The organism is Bacillus sp. RCC_6_1 (assembly GCF_041360755.1).
Lineage (GTDB): Bacteria > Bacillota > Bacilli > Bacillales > Bacillaceae_G > Bacillus_A > Bacillus_A cereus.
In genome coordinates, this window is record NZ_JBFUPV010000001.1 from 330,049 (window position 1) to 350,631 (window position 20,583).

Sequence of the window (20,583 nt, forward strand, 5' to 3'; positions counted from 1 at the left end):
CAACAAGAAGAGCAAAAACGTCTGGCTGATGAACAAGCTCGTAAACAACAAGAAGAACAAAAACGTCTGGCTGATGAACAAGCTCGCAAACAACAAGAAGAACAAAAAGCACAGCAAGCTCAAACACAACCAGCTAATGGTAATACTGATAGTGCATACTACAAAAATTGTGCTGCAGTTAGAGCAGCTGGGAAAGCTCCTTTACATAAAGGGCAACCAGGTTATAGCTCTCATCTTGATCGTGATGGCGATGGAATTGCATGTGAAAAATAGTAATAAAAAAGAAGCTTTTACTAAGCTTCTTTTTTATTAACGTAAAATATTACCACTTATTACTTTCCCCCTTATTTTAATAACATTCTTCTTATTATTCTCAAAAACGACACAGAATAAGTGATTTCAATCACTACATAGATTTTAATTTATCGCTATTCTTAATTCAGATATTACATTAAAATTTTATGGAGGCATTCATATGGAACATACATTTACTGAAACTTCAATTGTTGGTGAGATTGTTACACAATTTCCGAAAGCTAGTGATCTTTTTAAATCATATAGAATAGATTTTTGTTGTGGCGGTAATAAGCCACTTATTGATGCAATTCATGAAAGAAATTTATCAGCTACTGAAGTGCTTACAGAGTTAAATACGCTTTATCATAATACGAAACGATTAAATGAATCGGAAATTGATTGGAAAAATGCTTCTTATCGTGAATTGATTGATTATGTTATAAATAAGCATCACCGCTATTTAAATGAAGAATTACCACAGTTAAGTCCATATGTGACAAAAGTATTACGTGTTCATGGGGCAAGTCAGCCTCATTTAGCTCAAATTCATAAGCTATTTCATGAACTTAAAATGGAATTAGAACAGCATTTAATTAAAGAAGAAATGGAAGATTTTCCATTAATTTTAGAATTTGAACAAAATCCAACTAATGAAAACTATGCTAAGTTACGTAAAGTAGTAAATGAACTAGAAAATGAGCACAATCATGCTGGAAATATTATAAAAGAACTTCGTAAAGTGACAAATGACTTTACTCCTCCAGAAGGTGCTTGCGGTACTTATCGACTTGTTTACCAACGCCTCGAAGCGCTAGAGTCTGATTTATTTGAGCATATTCATTTAGAAAATAATATTTTATTTCCGCGTGCCATTACGAAAGCATAAATCAAGTGCAGGACATGAGTGTAAATACTTATGGCCTGCTTTTTCGTTTTGCGAAAAATATTCACATCCCCTTCACATAAAACCGAATTTTAACAATTTGTGAATCATTATAAAGATGTGATAAATATCACATCTCCCCCTTATTTGATTTTCTATAATAAAAATATAATCCTTTGTTCAATATTTCACATAAAAAGGGGAAACGAAAATGAAAAAACGTTTAGTTATGATCGGAAATGGTATGGCTGGCATTCGCTGTATGGAAGAAATCTTAAAACATGATAGTGATTCATATGAGATTACTATTTTTGGAGATGAACCGCATCCAAACTACAACCGCATTATGCTCTCTCATGTTTTACAAGGCAAAACAAATATACAAGATATCATTATGAATGAATACAGTTGGTATGAAGAAAACGAAATAACTTTGTATACGAATGAAAGAGTTCAAAGTATTAACCGAGAAGAAAAAATTATTATTACAGAAAAGAAGCGTACTCTTACATACGACAAGCTCATTATCGCAACAGGTTCTAGTGCTTTTATTTTACCTGTTGAAGGTTCCGCACTTTCTGGTGTAACAGGATTTCGAACTATTGAAGATACACAATTTATGATAGATACCGCTAAAGAAAAGAAAAAGGCCGTTGTCATTGGTGGCGGGTTACTCGGTTTAGAAGCCGCAAGAGGTCTAATTGATTTAGGAATGGACGTACATGTTGTTCATTTAATGCCTAGCTTAATGGAGCAACAACTAGATACGAAAGCAGCTGCTCTTCTGCGTGAAGATTTAGAAGCACAAGGCATGAAGTTTTTAATGGAAAAGAAAACTGTAAAAATTCTTGGTACAGACCATGTTGAGGGCATTCAATTTGAAGACGGTGAAGTTGTAGATTGTGATTTAATCGTAATGGCTGTCGGAATACGGCCAAATACGCAAATAGCAAAAGATGCTGGTCTAATTGTAAATCGCGGTATTGTAGTCAATGACTATATGCTAACAAATGATGAGTCCATTTATGCAGTTGGAGAATGTGCAGAGCATGACGGTATCGCATATGGACTTGTTGCTCCTCTTTATGAACAAGGTGCGATATTAGCAAAACATATAACAAATTTACAAACTGATGGATATTCGGGCAGTATCGTCGGTACACAATTAAAAGTTGCTGGTTGTGATTTATTCTCTGCTGGCCAAATTTATGAAGATGATCAAACGAAAGCAATATCCATCTTTAATGAATGTAAACGTTCCTATAAAAAAATATTAATTCGTGATAATAAAGTCGTCGGTATCGTTTTATACGGTGATACAGCTGACGGTACCCGCCTCTTTAGCATATTAAAGAAAGAAGAAGATATACAAGAATATACACCAGCTTCCATTCTTCACAAAGCTGGTGAAGAATGTGAACTTGACGTTGCTACTATGAGTGCGGATGACACAATTTGCGGATGTAATGGTGTTACGAAAGGCACAATCGTTCACGCCATTTTAGAACAGGAGTTAAAGACTTTTGAAGAAGTTAAAGCCTGTACGAAAGCCGCAGGGTCTTGTGGTAAATGTCGTCCGCTTGTAGAACAAGTTTTATCTCATACACTTGGAGATGCTTTTGATGCTTCTGCACAGTCTACCGGTATGTGCGGATGTACACCTTTATCACGTGATGAAGTCGTAGCGGCCATTCATGAGAAAGGTTTAAAATCTCCAAAAGAAGTACGAAACGTTCTTGGTTTTGTACATGAAGATGGATGTTCGAAATGTCGTCCTGCTTTAAACTACTATTTACGTATGGCGATTCCAGAAGAATATGAAGATGATAAATCATCCCGTTTCGTGAATGAAAGAATGAATGGTAACATCCAGCACGATGGTACCTTCTCTGTTATTCCACGTATGTACGGAGGCGTTACAACAGCAGATGATTTAATGAAAATTGCTGAAGTTGCGAAAAAGTACGATGTTCCACTTGTGAAAATTACAGGTGCGAGCCGAATTGGCTTATACGGTGTTAAGAAACAAGATTTACCTAACGTATGGGCTGAATTAAATATGGCTTCTGGATATGCGTATTCAAAATCTCTTCGTAATGTAAAATCATGTGTTGGCTCTCGTTTCTGCCGTTTCGGTACGAAAGATTCATTAGGACTTGGTATGTTGCTTGAACAATCATTAGAAATGGTAGATACACCTCATAAAATGAAGATGGGTGTAACGGGCTGTCCACGTAACTGTGCGGAAGTACTGACGAAAGATTTTGGCGTTGTTTGTGTCGAAAATGGATACCAACTTTATATTGGCGGAAATGGTGGTACGGAAGTACGCGAAGCTGATTTTGTAATGATTGTCCCTACTGAAGATGATGTCCTTCGCATCGCTACAGCTTACATGCAATATTATCGTGAAACTGGTATTTATGGAGAGCGTACTGCCTACTGGACAGAACGATTAGGCTTCGATCACATAAAGGAAATACTGCAAGATGCAAATATGGTCACTAAGTTAAATGAACGTTTCCAAAAAGCTCGTGGCACATATAAAGAAGCATGGGGACAAGCACTAGAAACGAAATCATTAAAAGCGATGTATGAAGTAGAAACTGTGAAATAAGGAGCTGTGATCTATATGATACAAACGAAAGAAAAAATAAAAGTTATGCGTGCAGAAGACCTTCCTATTCAAATCGGTAAAGAGGTGCAAATGAAAGGTATGTCTTTCGCCCTATTCCGCCTTTCAAATGGCGATATTCGAGCTGTAGAAAATCGTTGTCCTCATAAAAAAGGGCCATTAGCGGAAGGTATTGTATCTGGAGAATTCGTCTTTTGTCCCCTACATGATTGGAAAATTTCACTACTAACAGGTGAAGTTCAAAAACCTGATGACGGTTGTATTCAAACGTATGAAGTAGAAGTTATTGACGGGGATATTTATATATACATGTAATTTAAAAAAGGAAGCCTCCCCTGGCTTCCTTTTAAATAAAAATAGACGAGGTGCGAATATGAACGGATATGTATATTTAGTTGGTGCAGGACCAGGTGATGAAGGGCTTATTACAAAAAAAGCGATAGAGTGCTTAAATCGTGCAGATATCGTCTTATATGACCGCTTATTAAACCCTTCCTTTCTTAATTATACAAAAGAAACATGTGAACTTATTTATTGCGGAAAAATGCCAAAGAATCATACTATGCGTCAAGAAATGATTAACTCACACCTCCTTCAATTTGCGAAAGAAGGAAAAATCATAGTCCGCTTAAAAGGCGGAGATCCATCTATTTTTGGCCGTGTTGGTGAAGAAGCAGAAACTTTAGCATCAGCAAATATTCCATATGAAATTGTACCAGGTATTACATCTAGCATCGCCGCTAGTATCTATGCAGGTATTCCCCTCACCCACCGTGACTACAGTAATAGTGTCACTTTATTAACCGGACATGCAAAAGGTCCTTTAACCGATCATGGAAAATATAATTCATCTTACAATAGCGACACGATTGCCTACTACATGGGTATAAAAAACTTACCTACAATTTGTGAAAACTTACTACAAGCAGGAAAAAAAGAAGATACGCCAGTAGCAGTCATTGAATGGGGTACAACTGGTAAACAGCGCGTTGTCACAGGGACACTGTCTACCATTGTTTCTATTGTCAAAAACGAAAATATTTCTAATCCTTCTATGACAATTATTGGTGATGTCGTTTCCTTACGGGATCAGATCGCTTGGAAAGAACGTAAACCATTACACGAGAAAAAAGTTTTATTTGCATCTGCAACGAATAAAACAAGTTCAATGAAGCAAAAGTTACAAGAAGCCGGTGCAGAAATATATCAAATTCCTACTTTCAAAAAGGTAGAATACACATTAACACTTGAACAAATCAATGAAATTTTTAACGTTAATCGTCTTGTTTTTTGTTCAGCTGAAAGTGTAGAAATATTGATGCAATCATGTAGTAAACACCAAAAAGATATTCGTTCTTTACAAGCGCAACTACAACATATGAACGTTGCCACTCAAGAAAAACTTATGCAATATGGGCTACTAAGTAAACAAGCAGAGTTCTCTTCCAATACAACAGTTTATTTAGGACGAAACATTAACCGAATTGCTTTTATACAAGAAAAAATTGGTGCTGGTTCCTATATGATGACTCATGAGTACACAATTGATCATCGCTTCGATGAAATTCATTCACGTATGCTTTCTGAATTCTCATGGGATAGCATTGTATTTGAAGGTCGTGCTTCTATTGATACGTTTCTAGCAGAAATAAAACGCCTTGGCTTTATCGATATTCTTACTCTCCCATTCTCGTATACCGACGTTCCAACTTTATACTATGCAAATAAAGTTGGGTTTCATAACGTAGATCATCAATTACAAGAAACTCTTATGAAGAAAGACATGGTGAGACAATGAAAGGAATTGTATATGTTGGACATGGGAGCCGGCTACAAGAAGGTAATGAACAATTCATTCAATTTATTCAATCTGTTATGAAAGAGCGAAACGAAAGAATTCAAAAAATAGCTTTTCTAGAACTAACGACACCTACTATTTCGGATGCAGTTACAGAAACGATAATAGAGGGAGTAACTGAAATAATGATTGTACCTGTTTTATTATTTGCAGCAGCTCACTATAAACGTGATATTCCTTTTGAAATAGAACAACTACAAAAGAAATATCCACAAATAACATTTTCAGTTGTACCTCCTTTTAGTACACATCCACATATGGTGGAACTTGTAGTGAAAAGAATACGTGAAGCTATGCCAATGCAAAATAGTAGTATTTTACTCGTAGGACGAGGCAGTAGTGATACACAACCGATACATGAGTTACAACTAATCGGAGCAGCTGTCCAACGAAAACTTGGTATGCCAGTATCCTGTTCCTTTTTAACGAAAGGAACTCCCTCTTTTACTGCTGAGCTCAAGGATATACCATCGACTGCGTCCCATGTATATGTCATGCCATACCTTCTCTTTACCGGATTATTACTTCAAAAAATTGAATTGCATACAAAAAAATATAATCATGTTACGACTTGTAACTGTCTTCAGTTTGATACATATATGAAACTAACATTGTTAGAACGAATGGAGGAATGCATATATGTATAACATGTACCCTCTTATGTTTAATCTACAAAATAAAGTGGTTGTTATCATTGGTGGAGGTAAAATTGCATATCGAAAAGCGTCTGGATTAAAAGATACAGGCGCTTTCGTCACTGTTGTCAGTCCAGAAATTTGCGAGGAAATGAAGGAACTTTCTTATATTACTTGGAAGCAAAAAGCTTTTAGTAATGATGATATTAAAGATGCTCACCTTATTTATGCAGCTACAAATCAACACGCTGTAAATATGATGGTCAAACAGGCCGCTCATGATTTCCAGTGGGTTAACGTTGTAAGTGATGGTACAGAATCATCTTTTCACACACCTGGCGTTATAAGAAATAATGAATATGTTGTCACTATTTCAACTTCTGGTAAAGATCCATCATTTACGAAGCGTTTGAAGCAAGAACTAACATCTATATTGCCTAAACTTATAAAAAAGATTTCTCGTACACATAAATTGTAATCTATTTCTTAGTTAAAATAGTAATTACCTTTGGACAAACGTTTTTTAGGGGACGTTTGTTCTTTTTGTTGTAGTTCCGTTCTTTTATTTCACAAGCAATCTATGAAGAAAATAAATGGTGTTTGCAACTTGTAAACAAATAAATTTCATGACAAGTGTAACATTACGAGCAACTCTTTCTATTCAGTTTTTATATTGGATATTCATTCAACCAAATTAGCGCTTGTTCATAATCATCAAAAAACTCCACGGATTCTTTTGTATTGGATTGTTGCAAATACTTCAGTATCTCTCCTTCTTCAAGAAGAAATGCAATTGCCTTACTATGATTCAAAATGGTTTCATTGAAGAACTTATCTTTCCATACTTTTTGAACAGAAAAATGATTTGGGGTATACCCTTTTCTATCCACCAACAATTTGTATTTCCGACCCTCAGAAATAAATTGCTGACAAACCTGCTCAAAATCATTAAACCATTCATACACATCCTCTGTATTAATCTGGCCAATTAGATGGGTAACAATCAAATCTCCTGAAACTATTGTGCTGATATTCTGTTTACTCAACTTTTAATCATCTCCCTTAGTGGCAATTATGCATAAAATTCTTACTTGACACTCCCACCCCATCGCTATCACCCTAAGCTCATATAACTTTAATTATAAGCGAGATTGTGTCTTTTTTCGCAAGTCTATATGTAAATACTTTAAAGATTTCCTTAACTAATCTGCCCTTTAATTGAATAACTTTTGACATCTTCATTTTAAAAGCACATTCTTATAGAAAATAAGCGTTTATTGAGAGATCAATAAAAACATGTTGAAGCCTATTACTAAAAGAACCATCCCAAAATACTTTGGGATGGTTCTTTTTCCTTATTAATGATTCTTTAACATCACTAACAGCTTTTCTTGACTATACATCCACACTGTAATGATTAAACAAGCAAGTGCGACTTCTGATAATGCCATAAATCCAATTGCATAATGGCCTGTTAGTTGGAATAGTAATGTTAAAATTAGGGGCGGGAAGAACCCTCCTAGTCCACCTAAAGCTGAAACGAGTCCATTTACAATACCTGCTTGTTCTGAGAAGTACATTGGAACGAGTTTAAAGATTGTACCATTACCAATGCCTGCACAAAATGCGACTAGTAAGCAACCAAATGTATACACGTTCATACTAGGCATGAATGATAAAATAATACCTGAAAGTGTTAAACCGATAAATACGAAGATTAATATTTTAAATGGATTAAACTTATCGCCGAGCCAACCACCAATCGGACGCATAATTGTTGCGAGTACGATGAATCCTGCAGTTCGCATACCAGCATCTACTTTCTCTAATCCGAAGTGAGATACTAAAAAGTTTGGTAAGTATACTGTAAATGCGACAAATGATCCGAATGTTAAAAAGTAAAAGATACATAAAAACCAAAGTTTCTCATTTTTATATACACCTTTTATTTGTTCCATTAATGGTGTATTCACCTTTTTCTCCCTACGATCACCTAATAAAAAGTTCATAAGTGCAAATGCTGCAAGTAAAACTAAATAACATTGTACTGTCGTTCTCCAGCCAACTGAAGTTGCGATAACAGGCGCTAAAAATGAAGTAATTGCTGTTCCGGCGTTACCGACACCGTAAATACCATTTACAAAACCATGACTCTCTTTCGGAAAGTATTTTGGTAAAGAAGTTACTCCTACAGAGAATACAGCACCACCGATTCCTACAAATAATCCACCAATAATTAAATCCATCATAGAATTGGCAACACTAATATAAAAGACAGGAAGTAATAATAGAATAAAACTAATAAAGAATAATTTTCTTGCTCCGAAACGATTTGTCCAATAACCAATTGGAATGCGAAGAACAGAACCTAAAATAACGGGTACTGCTGTGACCATAGAAATTTGCCCCGCAGTTAATGGGATATCCACTTTAATATAAGGCATTAATGATGATAAAATGACCCATACCATAAAACCTATAATTAGATTAGAAGTTTGTAAACTTAATTGAAAATTAGGACTTTTCATCCTGTTCCCTCCTATGTATGCATAGTTATATTCATTCTCTCCAGCCTAATCACGTCGTAACATGATTAGGTCGAAAAGAATCAACCACCACTTACTGGCGGAATCATCGCCACAGTATCACCAGTTTGAATGATGTCATTCTCATTTGCATACTCTTCATTTATAGCCACCATGATTTCATTTGAAATCGCTACGTTGTATTTCTTAATGAGTACCTTCTTTAGTTCAGCAACTGTAATATTTTCACAATCGATTTGTAATGCTGGCTTACTTACTTCTTCTTGTAAATGTGCAAATAATAGTACTTCAATCATATTCTCATCTCCTCTTCAGGCTCACCATTCTCATATGCTACATTCTCTAACTGATCACCAACCCATGATTCACCATCTTCCCAAAATTCTTTCTTCCAAATTGGAACGATTTGTTTTATACGCTCCATAATATATTCGTTCGCCTCATAGGCTGCTTTCCGATGTGGTGTAGAAACAGCGACGACAACAGCAAGATCAGAAATTTGTAATGTACCAATGCGATGTGTAATGGCGACAAATGTCCCAGGCCACCTCTCTCCTACTTCAGTACCAATTCTCTCAAGTTGTTTTTCTACCATTGTTTTATATGCTACATACTCTAAATGTAGCGTACGACGCCCTTTCGTAAATTCTCTAACAGTACCAACGAAAGTAGTAACTGCGCCACACTCACGACGAATTACTTTGTTTGTAACTTCCTCAATTGAAATAGGTGTATCAATTACTTCATAATACGTATGTGTCATTTTGCACCTCTTATCTTTGTATAAGTTAGCAATCTATTTTCTATTATTTATATGATCGAAGCGGTTCATCCCACGGCCACTCACTTCCGACGTTTGATTCTAATAACAGTACCGAAACGATTATTCCGGCTTCAAATCCTCTCGTTCCCCCCGGCAAAACGATAAATGCATTTGCTTCTGCAAGTGAAGAAATTGCGCTAGATTTATCTAAACCAACTGGTGTAACTTGTAATTGACCATCTACAAATTCCACTCTCCCTCTTACAAAACGAGTAAACGGATTTGCTTTCGAAAAGTCTTTTTGTAAAATTGCTTCTGCACGATAAATGTGTGGATCTTTCCTATGCAAATATGTTCCAATGACTGGTCGAACATATAACTCACATCCGACATAACAAGCAGAAGGATTACCAGATAAACCAAATAGTAGTTTTCCTTCTACCTCAGCTACAGTTGTCACACTTCCTGGTCGCATCGCTATTTTGTTAAAAAGTATATTAGCTTGTAACCTCTTATGAATAGCAGGTAAATAGTCATAATCTCCTACCGAAACGCCACCAGTTGTAATTAAAATATCGACTTCTTTCATCGCTTTTTTTACAGTGTTATAACACGTCTCTAAATCGTCAGCGAATTGCCCATAATACTGTACAACTCCGCCGGCTCGTTCAATTTGAGCAGCAATCATATAAGAGTTACTATTTCGAATCTTCCCTAGCTTTAATTGTTCATGTACTTCAAGCAGTTCGCTTCCTGTTGTTACAATTCCAATAACCGGCTGTTTTATAACATGTACGGAACTATAACCAAACGTAGCAAGAAGCGCTGCTACTCCAGGATTAATAACAGTCCCTTTTTTCACAAGGATGCTATTTTGGTTTACATCTTCTCCTTTAAAAGAAATGTTATCGCCAGAAGAGAAAGAGCGTTTTAATACCATATAAATCTTTTCGTTTTCTTCAAATCCTTCCGTTAGCTCTAACATAACAACCGCATTACACCCTTCCGGAATTGCGGCACCTGTCATAATACGGACAGCTTGAAATTCTTTCACTTCTTCTGTAAAAACAAAGCCTGCTCCAATTTCGCCAATTACTTCAAATTGAATGGGGTTACTACTACTCGCTTCTTTTGTATCTTCCGCTCGAATCGCAAACCCGTCGTATGGAGAGCGATCAAAATGCGGAACATCATGATCTGCAATAACATCTTCTCCAAGTGTTCTACCGTAGCTTTCTATAAGAGAAACCTTTTCCATTTCACCTTGGTAGGCATATTTCATTACACGAGCAACTGCTTCTGCTACTGGAATTGGTATACGTTTATCTAACATTCTTTTTCACCTCGTTTTAATAAGGAAAAAACGATTTTTCTGTTCATCCTATATATTTGGCGTATAATCGTTTTGCTATTTTCACATCATTTGTCCCATGAATAAATGCCCTACCGTCTATAAATAAAACAAAACGATATTCATCAACTAGAAATGATAGTAAGTAAGGCGTTTTTTTGACATGTACACTTTTTTGTAATCGTTTTTGAATTTCGGTTAAATTAAGATTTCTCTTTATTCCTGAACGGATTTGAACTGTATTCCGTCCGCATAACACTTCCGTTTTCATTTGCGCTTCAAATATTAAGCTTGGATACGTTCGTGATTTCCCACAAGAAGGACATGTACTTTTCTTCTGTCTATTTACTTTTAATGAGAGATATTGATTGTTCCAAATATCAAATGACAACATCGTCCCTCTTAATGATTCATAATCACCCACCAATATTTTCATCGCCTCTGTAACTTGGTGAGCAACGACCATTTGTACAGCTGGCTGAATGATTCCGGCTGTATCGCATGTTGCACCGCCCATAGGATGATCCATTAGACAGCGAAAACATGGTGTTTTCCCAGGAAGAATTGTATACGTTACACCGTAACTCCCAATACATCCGCCATATATCCAAGGTATATTTTCTTTTTGTGAAATGTCATTTATAAGTAGACGCGTATCGAAATTGTCAGTCGCATCTAATATGAGATCCACATCTTTTGTTAACTCTTCTATTTCTCGCATTGTGACATCTGTTACAACTGGTACAATTTCCACTTCAGAATTAATCTTTCTTACATGTTCTGCTGCTGCAATTGCTTTTAGTTTACACTGCTGCGCATCTTCTTCTGTATATAACTGCTGCCGCTGTAAATTACTCCATTCGACGTAGTCACGATCAGCAATTGTCAATTTCCCAATTCCCATCCTAGCAAGTGCTTCTGCATTCGCAGCTCCTAGCGCACCCGCACCGATTAGGAGCACATGCTTTTCTCTTATTTTTCTTTGTCCCATTTCACCAATTCCAGAAAACAACACTTGTCTTGAATAACGCTCTTGCATAAGAAATCCTCCTTTCACTATCCACCAATGTAAGACATTTCAACTTTTGGACGTTTACTTGTATTCTCAACCGTTCTTTCATCTGAATATCGATCTGTTCTATATCGCCATGTATCATTTAAAATTTTTAATAGTGATGCATCAGAAATATTTTCTCGAAGAAGCGTTCGCAAATCCGTTCCTTTCGCTCCAAATAGGCATGTGAAAAACTTGCCGTCTGCCGAAATACGAGCTCTCGTACAAGAAGAACAAAATGACTCAGAAACAGAAGTAATAAATCCAACTTCTGCATTACTCCCTACATATCGATACAATTTCGCAACCTCTCCAAAATAACGAGGCTGAGCGGGCTCAATTGGATATACACGATTAATTTTCTCTATTAATTGTTCCTTCGTAATGACTTCTTCAAAATTCCATCCGTTTGTACTGCCTACATCCATAAACTCAATGAAACGGAGCTGAATTTCTTTTTCTTTAAAATAACGCGCCATATGAAGAATTTGACTATCATTCATCCCTTTTTTTACGACCATATTTACCTTTACTTCTAATCCAGCAGCATTTGCTGCTTCTATTCCTTTCAGTACAGGTTTTGTACTTACATTTCTTCCGTTAATTTTTTTGAAGACATGGTCCTCTATCGCATCTAAACTAATATTTACACGTTTTAATCCCGCGTCTTTTAGCGCCTTAGCTTGTTTTGCTAAATGAATTCCGTTTGTTGTGAGTCCAATATCTTTTAAGCCTTCTAGATTTGTAAGTCTTGCAATTAACTTCGGTAAGTCTTTACGCAATAAAGTTTCACCGCCAGTAAGCCTAATTTTATTAACTCCCATACTTATAAATAATCTCGCTAACCTTTCTATTTCATTAAATGTTAATAAACACTCTTCCTGTAAAAAAGCATAATCAGGTCCGAACACTTCAGCAGGCATACAATATATGCACCTAAAATTACAACGATCAATAACTGAAATGCGTAAATCTTGAAGTGGCCGCTTTAAAGAATCTTTCATATTCTCGTGCATCTCTATCCCTTCTTTTCTGCTGCAATCCTTAGTAAGCTTTCATTTTTTTATTTGCCTTCATTATAAAAAAGAAGCTACATATTCAATGTGACTTTTCTCACATCACTTTCCCCATTCAAAAAATTTTCACAAATCCGTTCGCATTTTGTTCACATCTTTAGCCACTCCTCCTTACGGTCATTGAAATTTCAATTTATTTTTAAATAGCTCTTGCATTTTCATCATACTTACACTCAAAATAGGAAATGTATTGCTTATAAGAAGAAAGGTGATCACTGTGGCAAACAGTATGACATTATCTCAAGATTTAAAAGAATTACTTGCATCTGTTGAATATAAAATGCAGATAAAAAAAGGTAGTTTTATTTTTCAAGAAGGTATGGAGGCAACAGAACTCTATATCATTCACTCAGGGAAAGTACAAATTAGTAAACTTAGTGCTGACGGACAAGAATTAACACTTCGAATTTGTTCGGAATATGACATTATTGGAGAATTAACATTGTTCACGGATAATGCAAAATATTTATTAAACTCAAAATGTCTTGAAGATGTTGAAGTAGGTGTAATAAAACGTGAAGCGTTAGAAAAAGCATTACTCCAAAAACCCGCTCTTGTATTTGAATTTATGAAATGGATTAGTGAACATTTAAGAAGAATGCAAACGAAGTTCCGAGATTTAGTATTACACGGCAAAAAAGGTGCCCTGTACTCTACTCTTATACGAATGACAAATAGTTACGGTGTATTAAAAGAAAATGGTATTCTCATCGATTTACCATTAACGAATCAAGAACTCGCTAATTTCTGTGCAACTTCACGTGAAAGTGTAAATCGAATGTTAAATGAATTAAAAAAGCAAGGTACAATTTCAATTCATAAAGGAAAGATTACAATCCACGATTTACAATTTTTAAAATGTGAAATTGCTTGTGAAGATTGCTCTGCTTCTGTTTGTAGCATTGATTAGCATCTTATTTAGATGCTAATCTTTTTTCAATTTAAACTACTTATTAACGTTTATTGCCTATGTAAACAAAAACGAGGCCTTCCATATTAGACCTCGTTTCGTTTTAACCATTAGCTCCTATCCGTTTACAGCAGTATTATTTTTTCAACTCATTAGGAATACGTCTTCTGTAAATCACATAACTACGGCTTACATATTTAATTGGGGCACTAAATACATGTACAAGTCTTGTAAATGGCCACACTGCGAAAAGCCCCATCCCTGCGAGAATGTGAATTTTAAACCATATTGGTACTTCCATCATATATTCAACTTTCGGTTGGAAAATAAAGAGACTTCGGAACCAAGGGCCAATCGTTGTACGATAATCAAATCCTTTTGAATCGATATTTAAAAATGTTGAAGAAAGTCCTGCTAGCATTACGATAAGTAATAAAATAAGCGCAATATAATCTCCCTTTGTACTCGTTGCAATGATACGTTTTACAGTTACGCGGCGGTACGTTAATATAATTAAACCGATAATAGAAGCAACACCTGCCGGAAGTCCGAAACTAATTGCTACTACATGGTACACATGCTCAGAAATACCTACTGAACGGTATACAGCTTCTGGAATTAAAATCCCCATAACATGACCGCCAATTACGAACATGATCCCAAAGTGAAATAATAGACTTCCGAGTCGGAGCATTTTCTTTTCTAATAGTTCACTAGATTTTGATGTCCATCCAAATTGATCATAGTTGTATCTAAAAATATGTCCACCGATAAAGATTGCAAAAATGATATAGGGAAACAATACCCATAGAAATTGATCCATCATTTTAACAACTCTCCTTTCTAATTTGTCTGTACACCCCATGTTTCGATAGCGAGTAGAACAGCCGCAAGAATTGGTTCATACATACTGTCTGCTTCTTTTAATTGAACGTGTAACGCTTGTATATTCTCCGTGTATTTACTCATAATTGGTTCACTGTCTATCTCATTTGCATTTGCAAAGAACTCAAGCAATAGCGGTAAATAATCAGGTAATTCTTTATCTGTTACTTCAAAACCAGATTTTTTATAATGCTGTTTTAACTCCAGTAATTCAATACCTCTTTCTCTTTGTTCACCAGTGTTCATATAAGTAAGATACATATTTGTTTTCTTACCAAAATCGAATGTATATACGTAACTATCAATGAGTTGATCATTCGTTTTATCTAGCGCTTGCTTTATAAAGGCTGTAAGTGACGCTTTAACGTCTTCCTGTTCTATTGTTTCAACCTCTTCTTGCAATTCAGTTACAGCTTCTCTCCACCCTAGTTCAGGATAGGAGAGAAGAAAAGAAGAACAAGAAAAAGCTGTTTGTAAACTTTGTCTCATAATTTTCTGCCCCCTTTATTTAAGAAATTGTCATACAAGAGCCTGGACCACCTGTGAATGATAAACCACAGCTTCCTTGTTCGCTATATAAATCTGCCACTTGTTCACGGTGAGATGTCGGGATAACGAAGCGATCTTTATATTTCGCAATGGCAAGAAGACGATACATATCTTCTACATCCTGTTTCGTTAAACCAAGTTCTTTTAATACAGCTTCATTTGGCTCTTTATTAATTTGCAGTGCTCTCATATATGTTCGCATAACAGCCATTTTTTTCAATGTAAGACGAATGTGTGATTCATCCCCTGTAGTGAGTAAATTCGCTAAATATTGAATTGGAATACGCATATTATCAATTGCAGGGAAAACCTCTTCTGCTTGCCAGTTACTACCTTTCCCTTCCACCATGTTCATAATTGGGCTAAGCGGAGGGATATACCAAACCATCGGCATTGTACGATACTCCGGGTGAAGAGGCAGAGCAATTTTCCAATCGATAATCATTTTATAGATAGGTGACTGTTGTGCTGCTTTAATCCATTCTTCAGGAATGCCTTGTTTTTTCGCTTCAGCTGCTATTTCTGGATCATTTGGATCTAGGAAAACAGTAAGCTGCGATTCATATAAATCTTTTTCGTCTTCAACAGAAGCTGCTTCTTTTACTTTATCAGCGTCATATAGCATTACTCCAATATACCTGATACGTCCTACACATGTTTCTGAACAAATTGTTGGCATACCAGCTTCAATACGTGGGAAGCACATTGTACATTTTTCAGCTTTATTCGTTTGCCAGTTAAAATACACTTTTTTATATGGACAAGATGATACGCAGAATCTCCATGCGCGACATGCATTTTGATCTACAAGAACAATTCCATCTTCTTCACGCTTATACATCGCACCAGATGGACAAGATGATACGCAAGATGGATTCATACAATGTTCACATATGCGTGGTAAATACATCATAAAGACGTTTTCAAAATCTGTTTTAATTTCTTCTTCCATTTTCTTTACATTTGGATCTTGCAATCCAGTTATATGTCCGCCTGCTAAGTCATCTTCCCAGTTTGGACCCCATTCAATTTTGTCGATAAATTCGCCTGTAATTGCTGATTTCGGACGAGCAACTGGCTGATGCTTACGCTGCGGACTATTTGTTAACGTTTCATAATCATAGTTCCAAGGTTCAAAGTAATCATCAATCGTTGGTTGATCTGGATTGTGGAAAATATTCATAAGACGTTTCATTTTCGAACCGGATTTTAGCTGAATTTCACCATTTTTCAATTCCCAGCCGCCTTTATATTTCTCCTGATCTTCCCATTGTTTCGGATAACCAATACCTGGTTTCGTTTCTACGTTATTGAAATACATATATTCAGCACCTGGACGATTTGTCCAGGTGTTTTTGCATGTTACGCTACAAGTATGACAGCCGATGCATTTATCTAGGTTCATTACCATTCCGACTTGTGCTTTAATCTTCAAGCCAATCTACCTCCTTCAGTTTACGGATTACAACATTTAAATCACGCTGGTTCCCAGTTGGACCATAATAGTTAAATCCATAACTTAATTGACCATATCCACCAATCATATGTGTCGGTTTTACGTGAATTCGAGTTGGACTATTATGCGTTCCCCCGCGATTACTTGTTAATTTCGTACCAGGTACGTTAATGTGACGATCTTGCGCATGATGCATAAATGCCATTCCTCTCGGTATACGGTGCGTTACAACAGCACGCGCTACAACAACACCGTTACGATTAAAGCACTCAATCCAATCATTATCTGCAACACCCGCTTCAGCAGCGTCCTCTTTATTCATCCAAACAGTTGGACCACCTCTAAATAGCGTTAACATCGGTAATGAATCGAAGTACATACTATGAATCGACCACTTATTATGCGGTGTTAAATAGTTTAATGTAATTTCTTTCCCTTCTACTTCAGGTCGTGATTTACGGAACGGTTTATGTTGCAGAATTGGTTTAAATGTTGCCATCGTTTCACCAAATTCTTTCATCATGTCATGGTCTAAGTAGAAAGATTGTCGACCAGTTATCGTTCTCCAAGGGATGAGACGTTCCACATTTGTTGTAAACGGTGAGTAACGTCGTCCACCTTTTTCTGAACCTGTAAAGGCCGGAGAAGTAATTACTGTTTTCGGTTGTGCTGTAATTTGTTCGAATGTAAAGCATTCTTCTTCACGTTCTTCTGCTAAATCACGTAGTTTTAAATCTGTTTGTTTTTCAAGTGCTTCCCATGCTTTTACTGCCATATGACCGTTTGTTGTAGAAGATAGTGTTAATACCGCTTCAGCAGCATTGATTGCTTCTTTAATGTCTGGACAACCTTTCGCGATAGAATCCGTTCGAACGACTCCTAATTTGCTCTTTAATTGCTCATACTCTTTTTCTGCTGACCAAGAGATCCCTTTCGTACCAATCGGTTGTTTTCCGGCATTTGGTCCAAGCGCAGTCATTTTGTCATAAATCGTTTTATAATCCCTTTCAACAACGTGAATTTGTGGCATCGTTTTACCTGGAATCGGTTCACACTCGCCTTTACTCCAGTCTTTAATTTTGCCAAGTGGTTGCGCTAATTCTTGCGGTGTATCATGAAGAAGCGGTGTTGCCACAACTTCTTTCATTGGTTCAAGATCGATTTTCTTCGCTAAATCAGACACTGCTTTAGAAAGAGAAGTGAAAATATCCCAGTCAGAGCGCGCTTCCCACGGTGAACCGATTGCCGGATTAAATGGATGTACAAATGGATGCATATCTGTACTGCTTAAATCGTGTTTTTCGTACCAAGTTGAAGCAGGTAAGACGATATCAGAATACAGTGCTGTTCCAGCCATACGGAAATCTAAATTAATGAGTAAATCAAGCTTCCCTTCTGGCGCTTCTTCATGCCACTTTATTTCTTCTGGTCGTAATGAATCACTGTCGTCATTCATTAACCCGTTTGTTGTACCTAATAAATGTTTTAAGAAATATTCATGTCCTTTACCAGAACTCGAAATTAAATTCGCACGCCATACGAATAAGTTGCGCGGGAAGTTGTTTTTGTTATCTGGATCTTCAATCGCAAATTTCAGTTCTTTTTCTTTTAATTTTTGTGCAACGTATTTTCCGATTTCTTCTTGCGTTGTTGCACCAGCAGCAACAGCCTCTTTATATAATTCAATTCCATTTTTCTCGAATGTTGGATAAGAAGGTAACCAGCCAAGTCGTGCAGCTAATACGTTGTAATCACCGTGATGTTGATAACGAGAGTTACCTTCAACTGGTGATGCTAAATGTCCAACAGGTGTATCTTCATAACGCCATTGATCTGTTACGAAATAGAAGAAGGATGTACCGTTTTGTAATTTCGGTGGACCTTGCCAATCTTTTGCCATCGCGATTGTTTGCCATCCTTCTGCTGGTCTTAATTTTTCTTGACCAACATAATGAGCCCAACCACCGCCGTTTACACCTTGTGCTCCAACGAGAAGAACAAGATTTAAAACGGCGCGATAAATCGTATCAGAGTTAAACCAATGGTTAATACCCGCTCCGACAATTATCATTGAGCGACCATTCGTATCAACAGCATTTTGTGCGAACTCACGAGCGATTTGAATAATAAGCTCACGTTTTACTCCTGTCATTTTCTCTTGCCATGCAGGTGTAAACGGTATATCATCATTGAAGTCTTTCGGTTCTTGTCCGCCAAGCCCTCGGTTCACACCGTAATTTGCTAACGTTAAGTCGTATACAGTTGTAACGAACAATTCGCCCTCTTCTGTCATAACCTTTTTCACTGGAATCGTACGTTCTAATACTTTGTTTCCATCATCAGAGAAGTACGGAATTTGTACAGTTCCAATCGCTTCTTCCATTCCAAGTAAAGAAAGACGTGGATCAATCTTTTCACCTGTTTCTTCATCTTCTAAACGCAAGTTCCATTTCTTTTCATTATCCCAACGTGACCCCATTGTGCCGTGAGGTGTTGCAAAATCATTCGTATTCTCGTTCCAAAGAACAGGTTTCCATTCCCCTAACTTCGTTTCTCGTCCAATATCAGAAGCATTTAAGAACCGATCAGCAACGAATTGATCTCCTTTTTGTTTCAATGTGACAAAGAAAGGAAAATCAGTATATTGCTTCGCATACTTTGTGAAATATTCCACTTGATTATCCACGTAAAATTCTTGTAAGATTACGTGTCCCATTGCCATCGCAAGTGCACCGTCTGTACCTTGTTTCACACTAATCCAATCATCCGCAAACTTTGTTGATTCAGCGAAATCAGGACTGACAGAAACGACTTTCGTTCCTTTATATCGAACCTCTGCTAAAAAGTGTGCATCTGGTGTTCTCGTCATTGGTACATTTGAACCCCATGTCATAATGTAACCAGAGTTATACCAGTCACTACTTTCTGGTACATCTGTTTGATCACCCCAAATTTGAGGAGAAGCTGGTGGTAAATCCGCATACCAATCATAGAAGCTAAGCATCGGTCCACCCATAAGTTGCATAAAGCGACTACCAGCAGCATGACTTAACATCGACATAGCTGGAATTGGTGAAAAGCCAACATTTCGGTCTGGACCGTATTTCATTACTGTGTACAGTAATGAAGCTGAAACGAGTTGTAACACTTCATCCCAATTCGCACGAATGAATCCCCCTTTACCACGCGCCTGCTTATACGTACGTGCCTTTTCACGGTTTTCCACAATGCTTTTCCAAGCCTCTAATGGTGACTCGTTATTTTGCAATTCTTCTTGCCACATATTCCAAAGAACACCACGTACATACGGGTATTTCACACGAAGTGGACTATAAATGTACCAAGAAAAGCTTGCTCCACGTGGGCATCCTCGCGGTTCAAAATCTGGCATATCAGGACCTGTAGTCGGATAGTTAAGCTCCTGCCCTTCCCAAGTTACAATTCCATCTTTCACATATATATTCCAGCTACATGAACCAGTACAGTTCACGCCGTGTGTAGAACGAATTACTTTATCATGCTGCCAACGCTTTCTGTACACATTTTCCCATTCGCGATCTTCATATGTTTCTTGTGTATGATTATCGTTATAACGATCTATTGGCGAAAAATATTTTAAACGTCTCATTAGTGCTGAAGTTTTTTTCTTCATACTGTTCACTCCTTTAATACGTCTCTCTTACAT

At 36.8% G+C, this 20,583-nt stretch carries 19 protein-coding genes; 8 read left to right on the forward strand and 11 right to left on the reverse strand.

The window, feature by feature from the left end; translation table 11 throughout:
• From AB6801_RS01585 to AB6801_RS01615, 7 genes are all read left to right on the forward strand, one after another.
• Positions 1 to 273 (forward strand): excalibur calcium-binding domain-containing protein (locus tag AB6801_RS01585; RefSeq protein WP_172793813.1); only part of this gene is annotated, 273 nt, incomplete at its 5' end.
• A gap of 202 nt (positions 274 to 475) precedes the next feature.
• Complete coding sequence (ric, locus tag AB6801_RS01590) at positions 476 to 1,183, forward strand: iron-sulfur cluster repair di-iron protein (RefSeq protein WP_000401361.1); 708 nt, start codon at positions 476 to 478, stop codon at positions 1,181 to 1,183.
• A 208-nt stretch (positions 1,184 to 1,391) separates the two neighbouring features.
• Positions 1,392 to 3,797: an NADPH-nitrite reductase large subunit gene (gene nirB, locus AB6801_RS01595; protein ID WP_000746918.1), complete on the forward strand. Its 2,406-nt coding sequence runs from the start codon at positions 1,392 to 1,394 to the stop codon at positions 3,795 to 3,797.
• A 15-nt stretch (positions 3,798 to 3,812) separates the two neighbouring features.
• Entirely contained in the window at positions 3,813 to 4,130 is a 318-nt protein-coding gene (gene nirD / locus AB6801_RS01600) for a nitrite reductase small subunit NirD (protein ID WP_000616682.1), read from the forward strand.
• 58 nt (positions 4,131 to 4,188) lie between these two features.
• Positions 4,189 to 5,613, forward strand: coding sequence for a uroporphyrin-III C-methyltransferase (locus AB6801_RS01605; RefSeq protein WP_097998230.1), 1,425 nt, complete (start codon positions 4,189 to 4,191; stop codon positions 5,611 to 5,613).
• On the forward strand, positions 5,610 to 6,320 hold the full coding sequence (locus AB6801_RS01610; RefSeq protein WP_000676475.1) for a sirohydrochlorin chelatase: 711 nt from the start codon (positions 5,610 to 5,612) through the stop codon (positions 6,318 to 6,320). The genes AB6801_RS01605 and AB6801_RS01610 overlap by 4 nt, the downstream gene beginning before the upstream one ends.
• The gene (locus AB6801_RS01615; RefSeq protein WP_000282595.1) at positions 6,313 to 6,786 is read left to right on the forward strand and encodes a precorrin-2 dehydrogenase; all 474 of its coding nucleotides are present in this window, start codon (positions 6,313 to 6,315) and stop codon (positions 6,784 to 6,786) included. Before AB6801_RS01610 ends, AB6801_RS01615 begins: the two co-directional genes overlap by 8 nt.
• A 190-nt stretch (positions 6,787 to 6,976) precedes the next feature.
• On the opposite strand, the gene AB6801_RS01620 is transcribed toward AB6801_RS01615, so the two are convergent.
• The 7 genes from AB6801_RS01620 to moaA form a co-directional block, all read right to left on the reverse strand.
• Positions 6,977 to 7,354 carry an STAS/SEC14 domain-containing protein gene (locus AB6801_RS01620; protein ID WP_000043362.1) on the reverse strand — a complete coding sequence of 126 codons (378 nt, stop codon included), beginning with the start codon at positions 7,352 to 7,354 and terminating at the stop codon, positions 6,977 to 6,979.
• A 312-nt stretch (positions 7,355 to 7,666) separates the two neighbouring features.
• Complete coding sequence (gene narK / locus AB6801_RS01625; protein WP_000841858.1) at positions 7,667 to 8,836, reverse strand: nitrate transporter NarK; 1,170 nt, start codon at positions 8,834 to 8,836, stop codon at positions 7,667 to 7,669.
• A gap of 80 nt (positions 8,837 to 8,916) precedes the next feature.
• Entirely contained in the window at positions 8,917 to 9,150 is a 234-nt protein-coding gene (gene moaD / locus AB6801_RS01630; RefSeq protein WP_000573682.1) for a molybdopterin converting factor subunit 1, read from the reverse strand.
• Positions 9,147 to 9,617, reverse strand: coding sequence for a molybdenum cofactor biosynthesis protein MoaE (locus AB6801_RS01635; protein ID WP_061655331.1), 471 nt, complete (start codon positions 9,615 to 9,617; stop codon positions 9,147 to 9,149). The genes moaD and AB6801_RS01635 overlap by 4 nt, the downstream gene beginning before the upstream one ends.
• Positions 9,618 to 9,660: 43 nt before the next feature.
• The gene (locus tag AB6801_RS01640) at positions 9,661 to 10,950 is read right to left on the reverse strand and encodes a molybdopterin molybdotransferase MoeA (RefSeq protein WP_000884819.1); all 1,290 of its coding nucleotides are present in this window, start codon (positions 10,948 to 10,950) and stop codon (positions 9,661 to 9,663) included.
• A 43-nt stretch (positions 10,951 to 10,993) separates the two neighbouring features.
• A complete protein-coding gene (locus AB6801_RS01645) occupies positions 10,994 to 12,007 on the reverse strand; it encodes a molybdopterin-synthase adenylyltransferase MoeB (RefSeq protein ID WP_001158126.1) in 1,014 nt (337 codons plus the stop codon).
• Between the two features lie 17 nt (positions 12,008 to 12,024).
• Positions 12,025 to 13,038, reverse strand: a complete 1,014-nt coding sequence (moaA, locus tag AB6801_RS01650) for a GTP 3',8-cyclase MoaA (RefSeq protein ID WP_097999310.1) — start codon at positions 13,036 to 13,038, stop codon at positions 12,025 to 12,027.
• A 277-nt stretch (positions 13,039 to 13,315) separates the two neighbouring features.
• On the opposite strand from moaA, the gene AB6801_RS01655 reads away from it, so the two are divergent.
• Entirely contained in the window at positions 13,316 to 14,008 is a 693-nt protein-coding gene (locus tag AB6801_RS01655) for a Crp/Fnr family transcriptional regulator (protein ID WP_000013866.1), read from the forward strand.
• 136 nt (positions 14,009 to 14,144) lie between these two features.
• On the opposite strand, the gene narI is transcribed toward AB6801_RS01655, so the two are convergent.
• Genes narI through AB6801_RS01675 form a run of 4 tightly spaced genes read right to left on the reverse strand, consistent with a single transcriptional unit; the run spans position 14,145 to position 20,550 of the window.
• Positions 14,145 to 14,834, reverse strand: coding sequence for a respiratory nitrate reductase subunit gamma (narI, locus tag AB6801_RS01660; protein ID WP_000969223.1), 690 nt, complete (start codon positions 14,832 to 14,834; stop codon positions 14,145 to 14,147).
• 17 nt (positions 14,835 to 14,851) lie between these two features.
• Positions 14,852 to 15,382, reverse strand: a complete 531-nt coding sequence (narJ, locus tag AB6801_RS01665; protein ID WP_001249923.1) for a nitrate reductase molybdenum cofactor assembly chaperone — start codon at positions 15,380 to 15,382, stop codon at positions 14,852 to 14,854.
• 19 nt (positions 15,383 to 15,401) lie between these two features.
• A complete protein-coding gene (gene narH / locus AB6801_RS01670; protein ID WP_000692665.1) occupies positions 15,402 to 16,877 on the reverse strand; it encodes a nitrate reductase subunit beta in 1,476 nt (491 codons plus the stop codon).
• Positions 16,867 to 20,550 (reverse strand): nitrate reductase subunit alpha, encoded by a 3,684-nt coding sequence (locus AB6801_RS01675; protein ID WP_000730782.1) that lies wholly within the window; start codon positions 20,548 to 20,550, stop codon positions 16,867 to 16,869. The genes narH and AB6801_RS01675 overlap by 11 nt, the downstream gene beginning before the upstream one ends.
• Positions 20,551 to 20,583 lie beyond the last annotated feature (33 nt).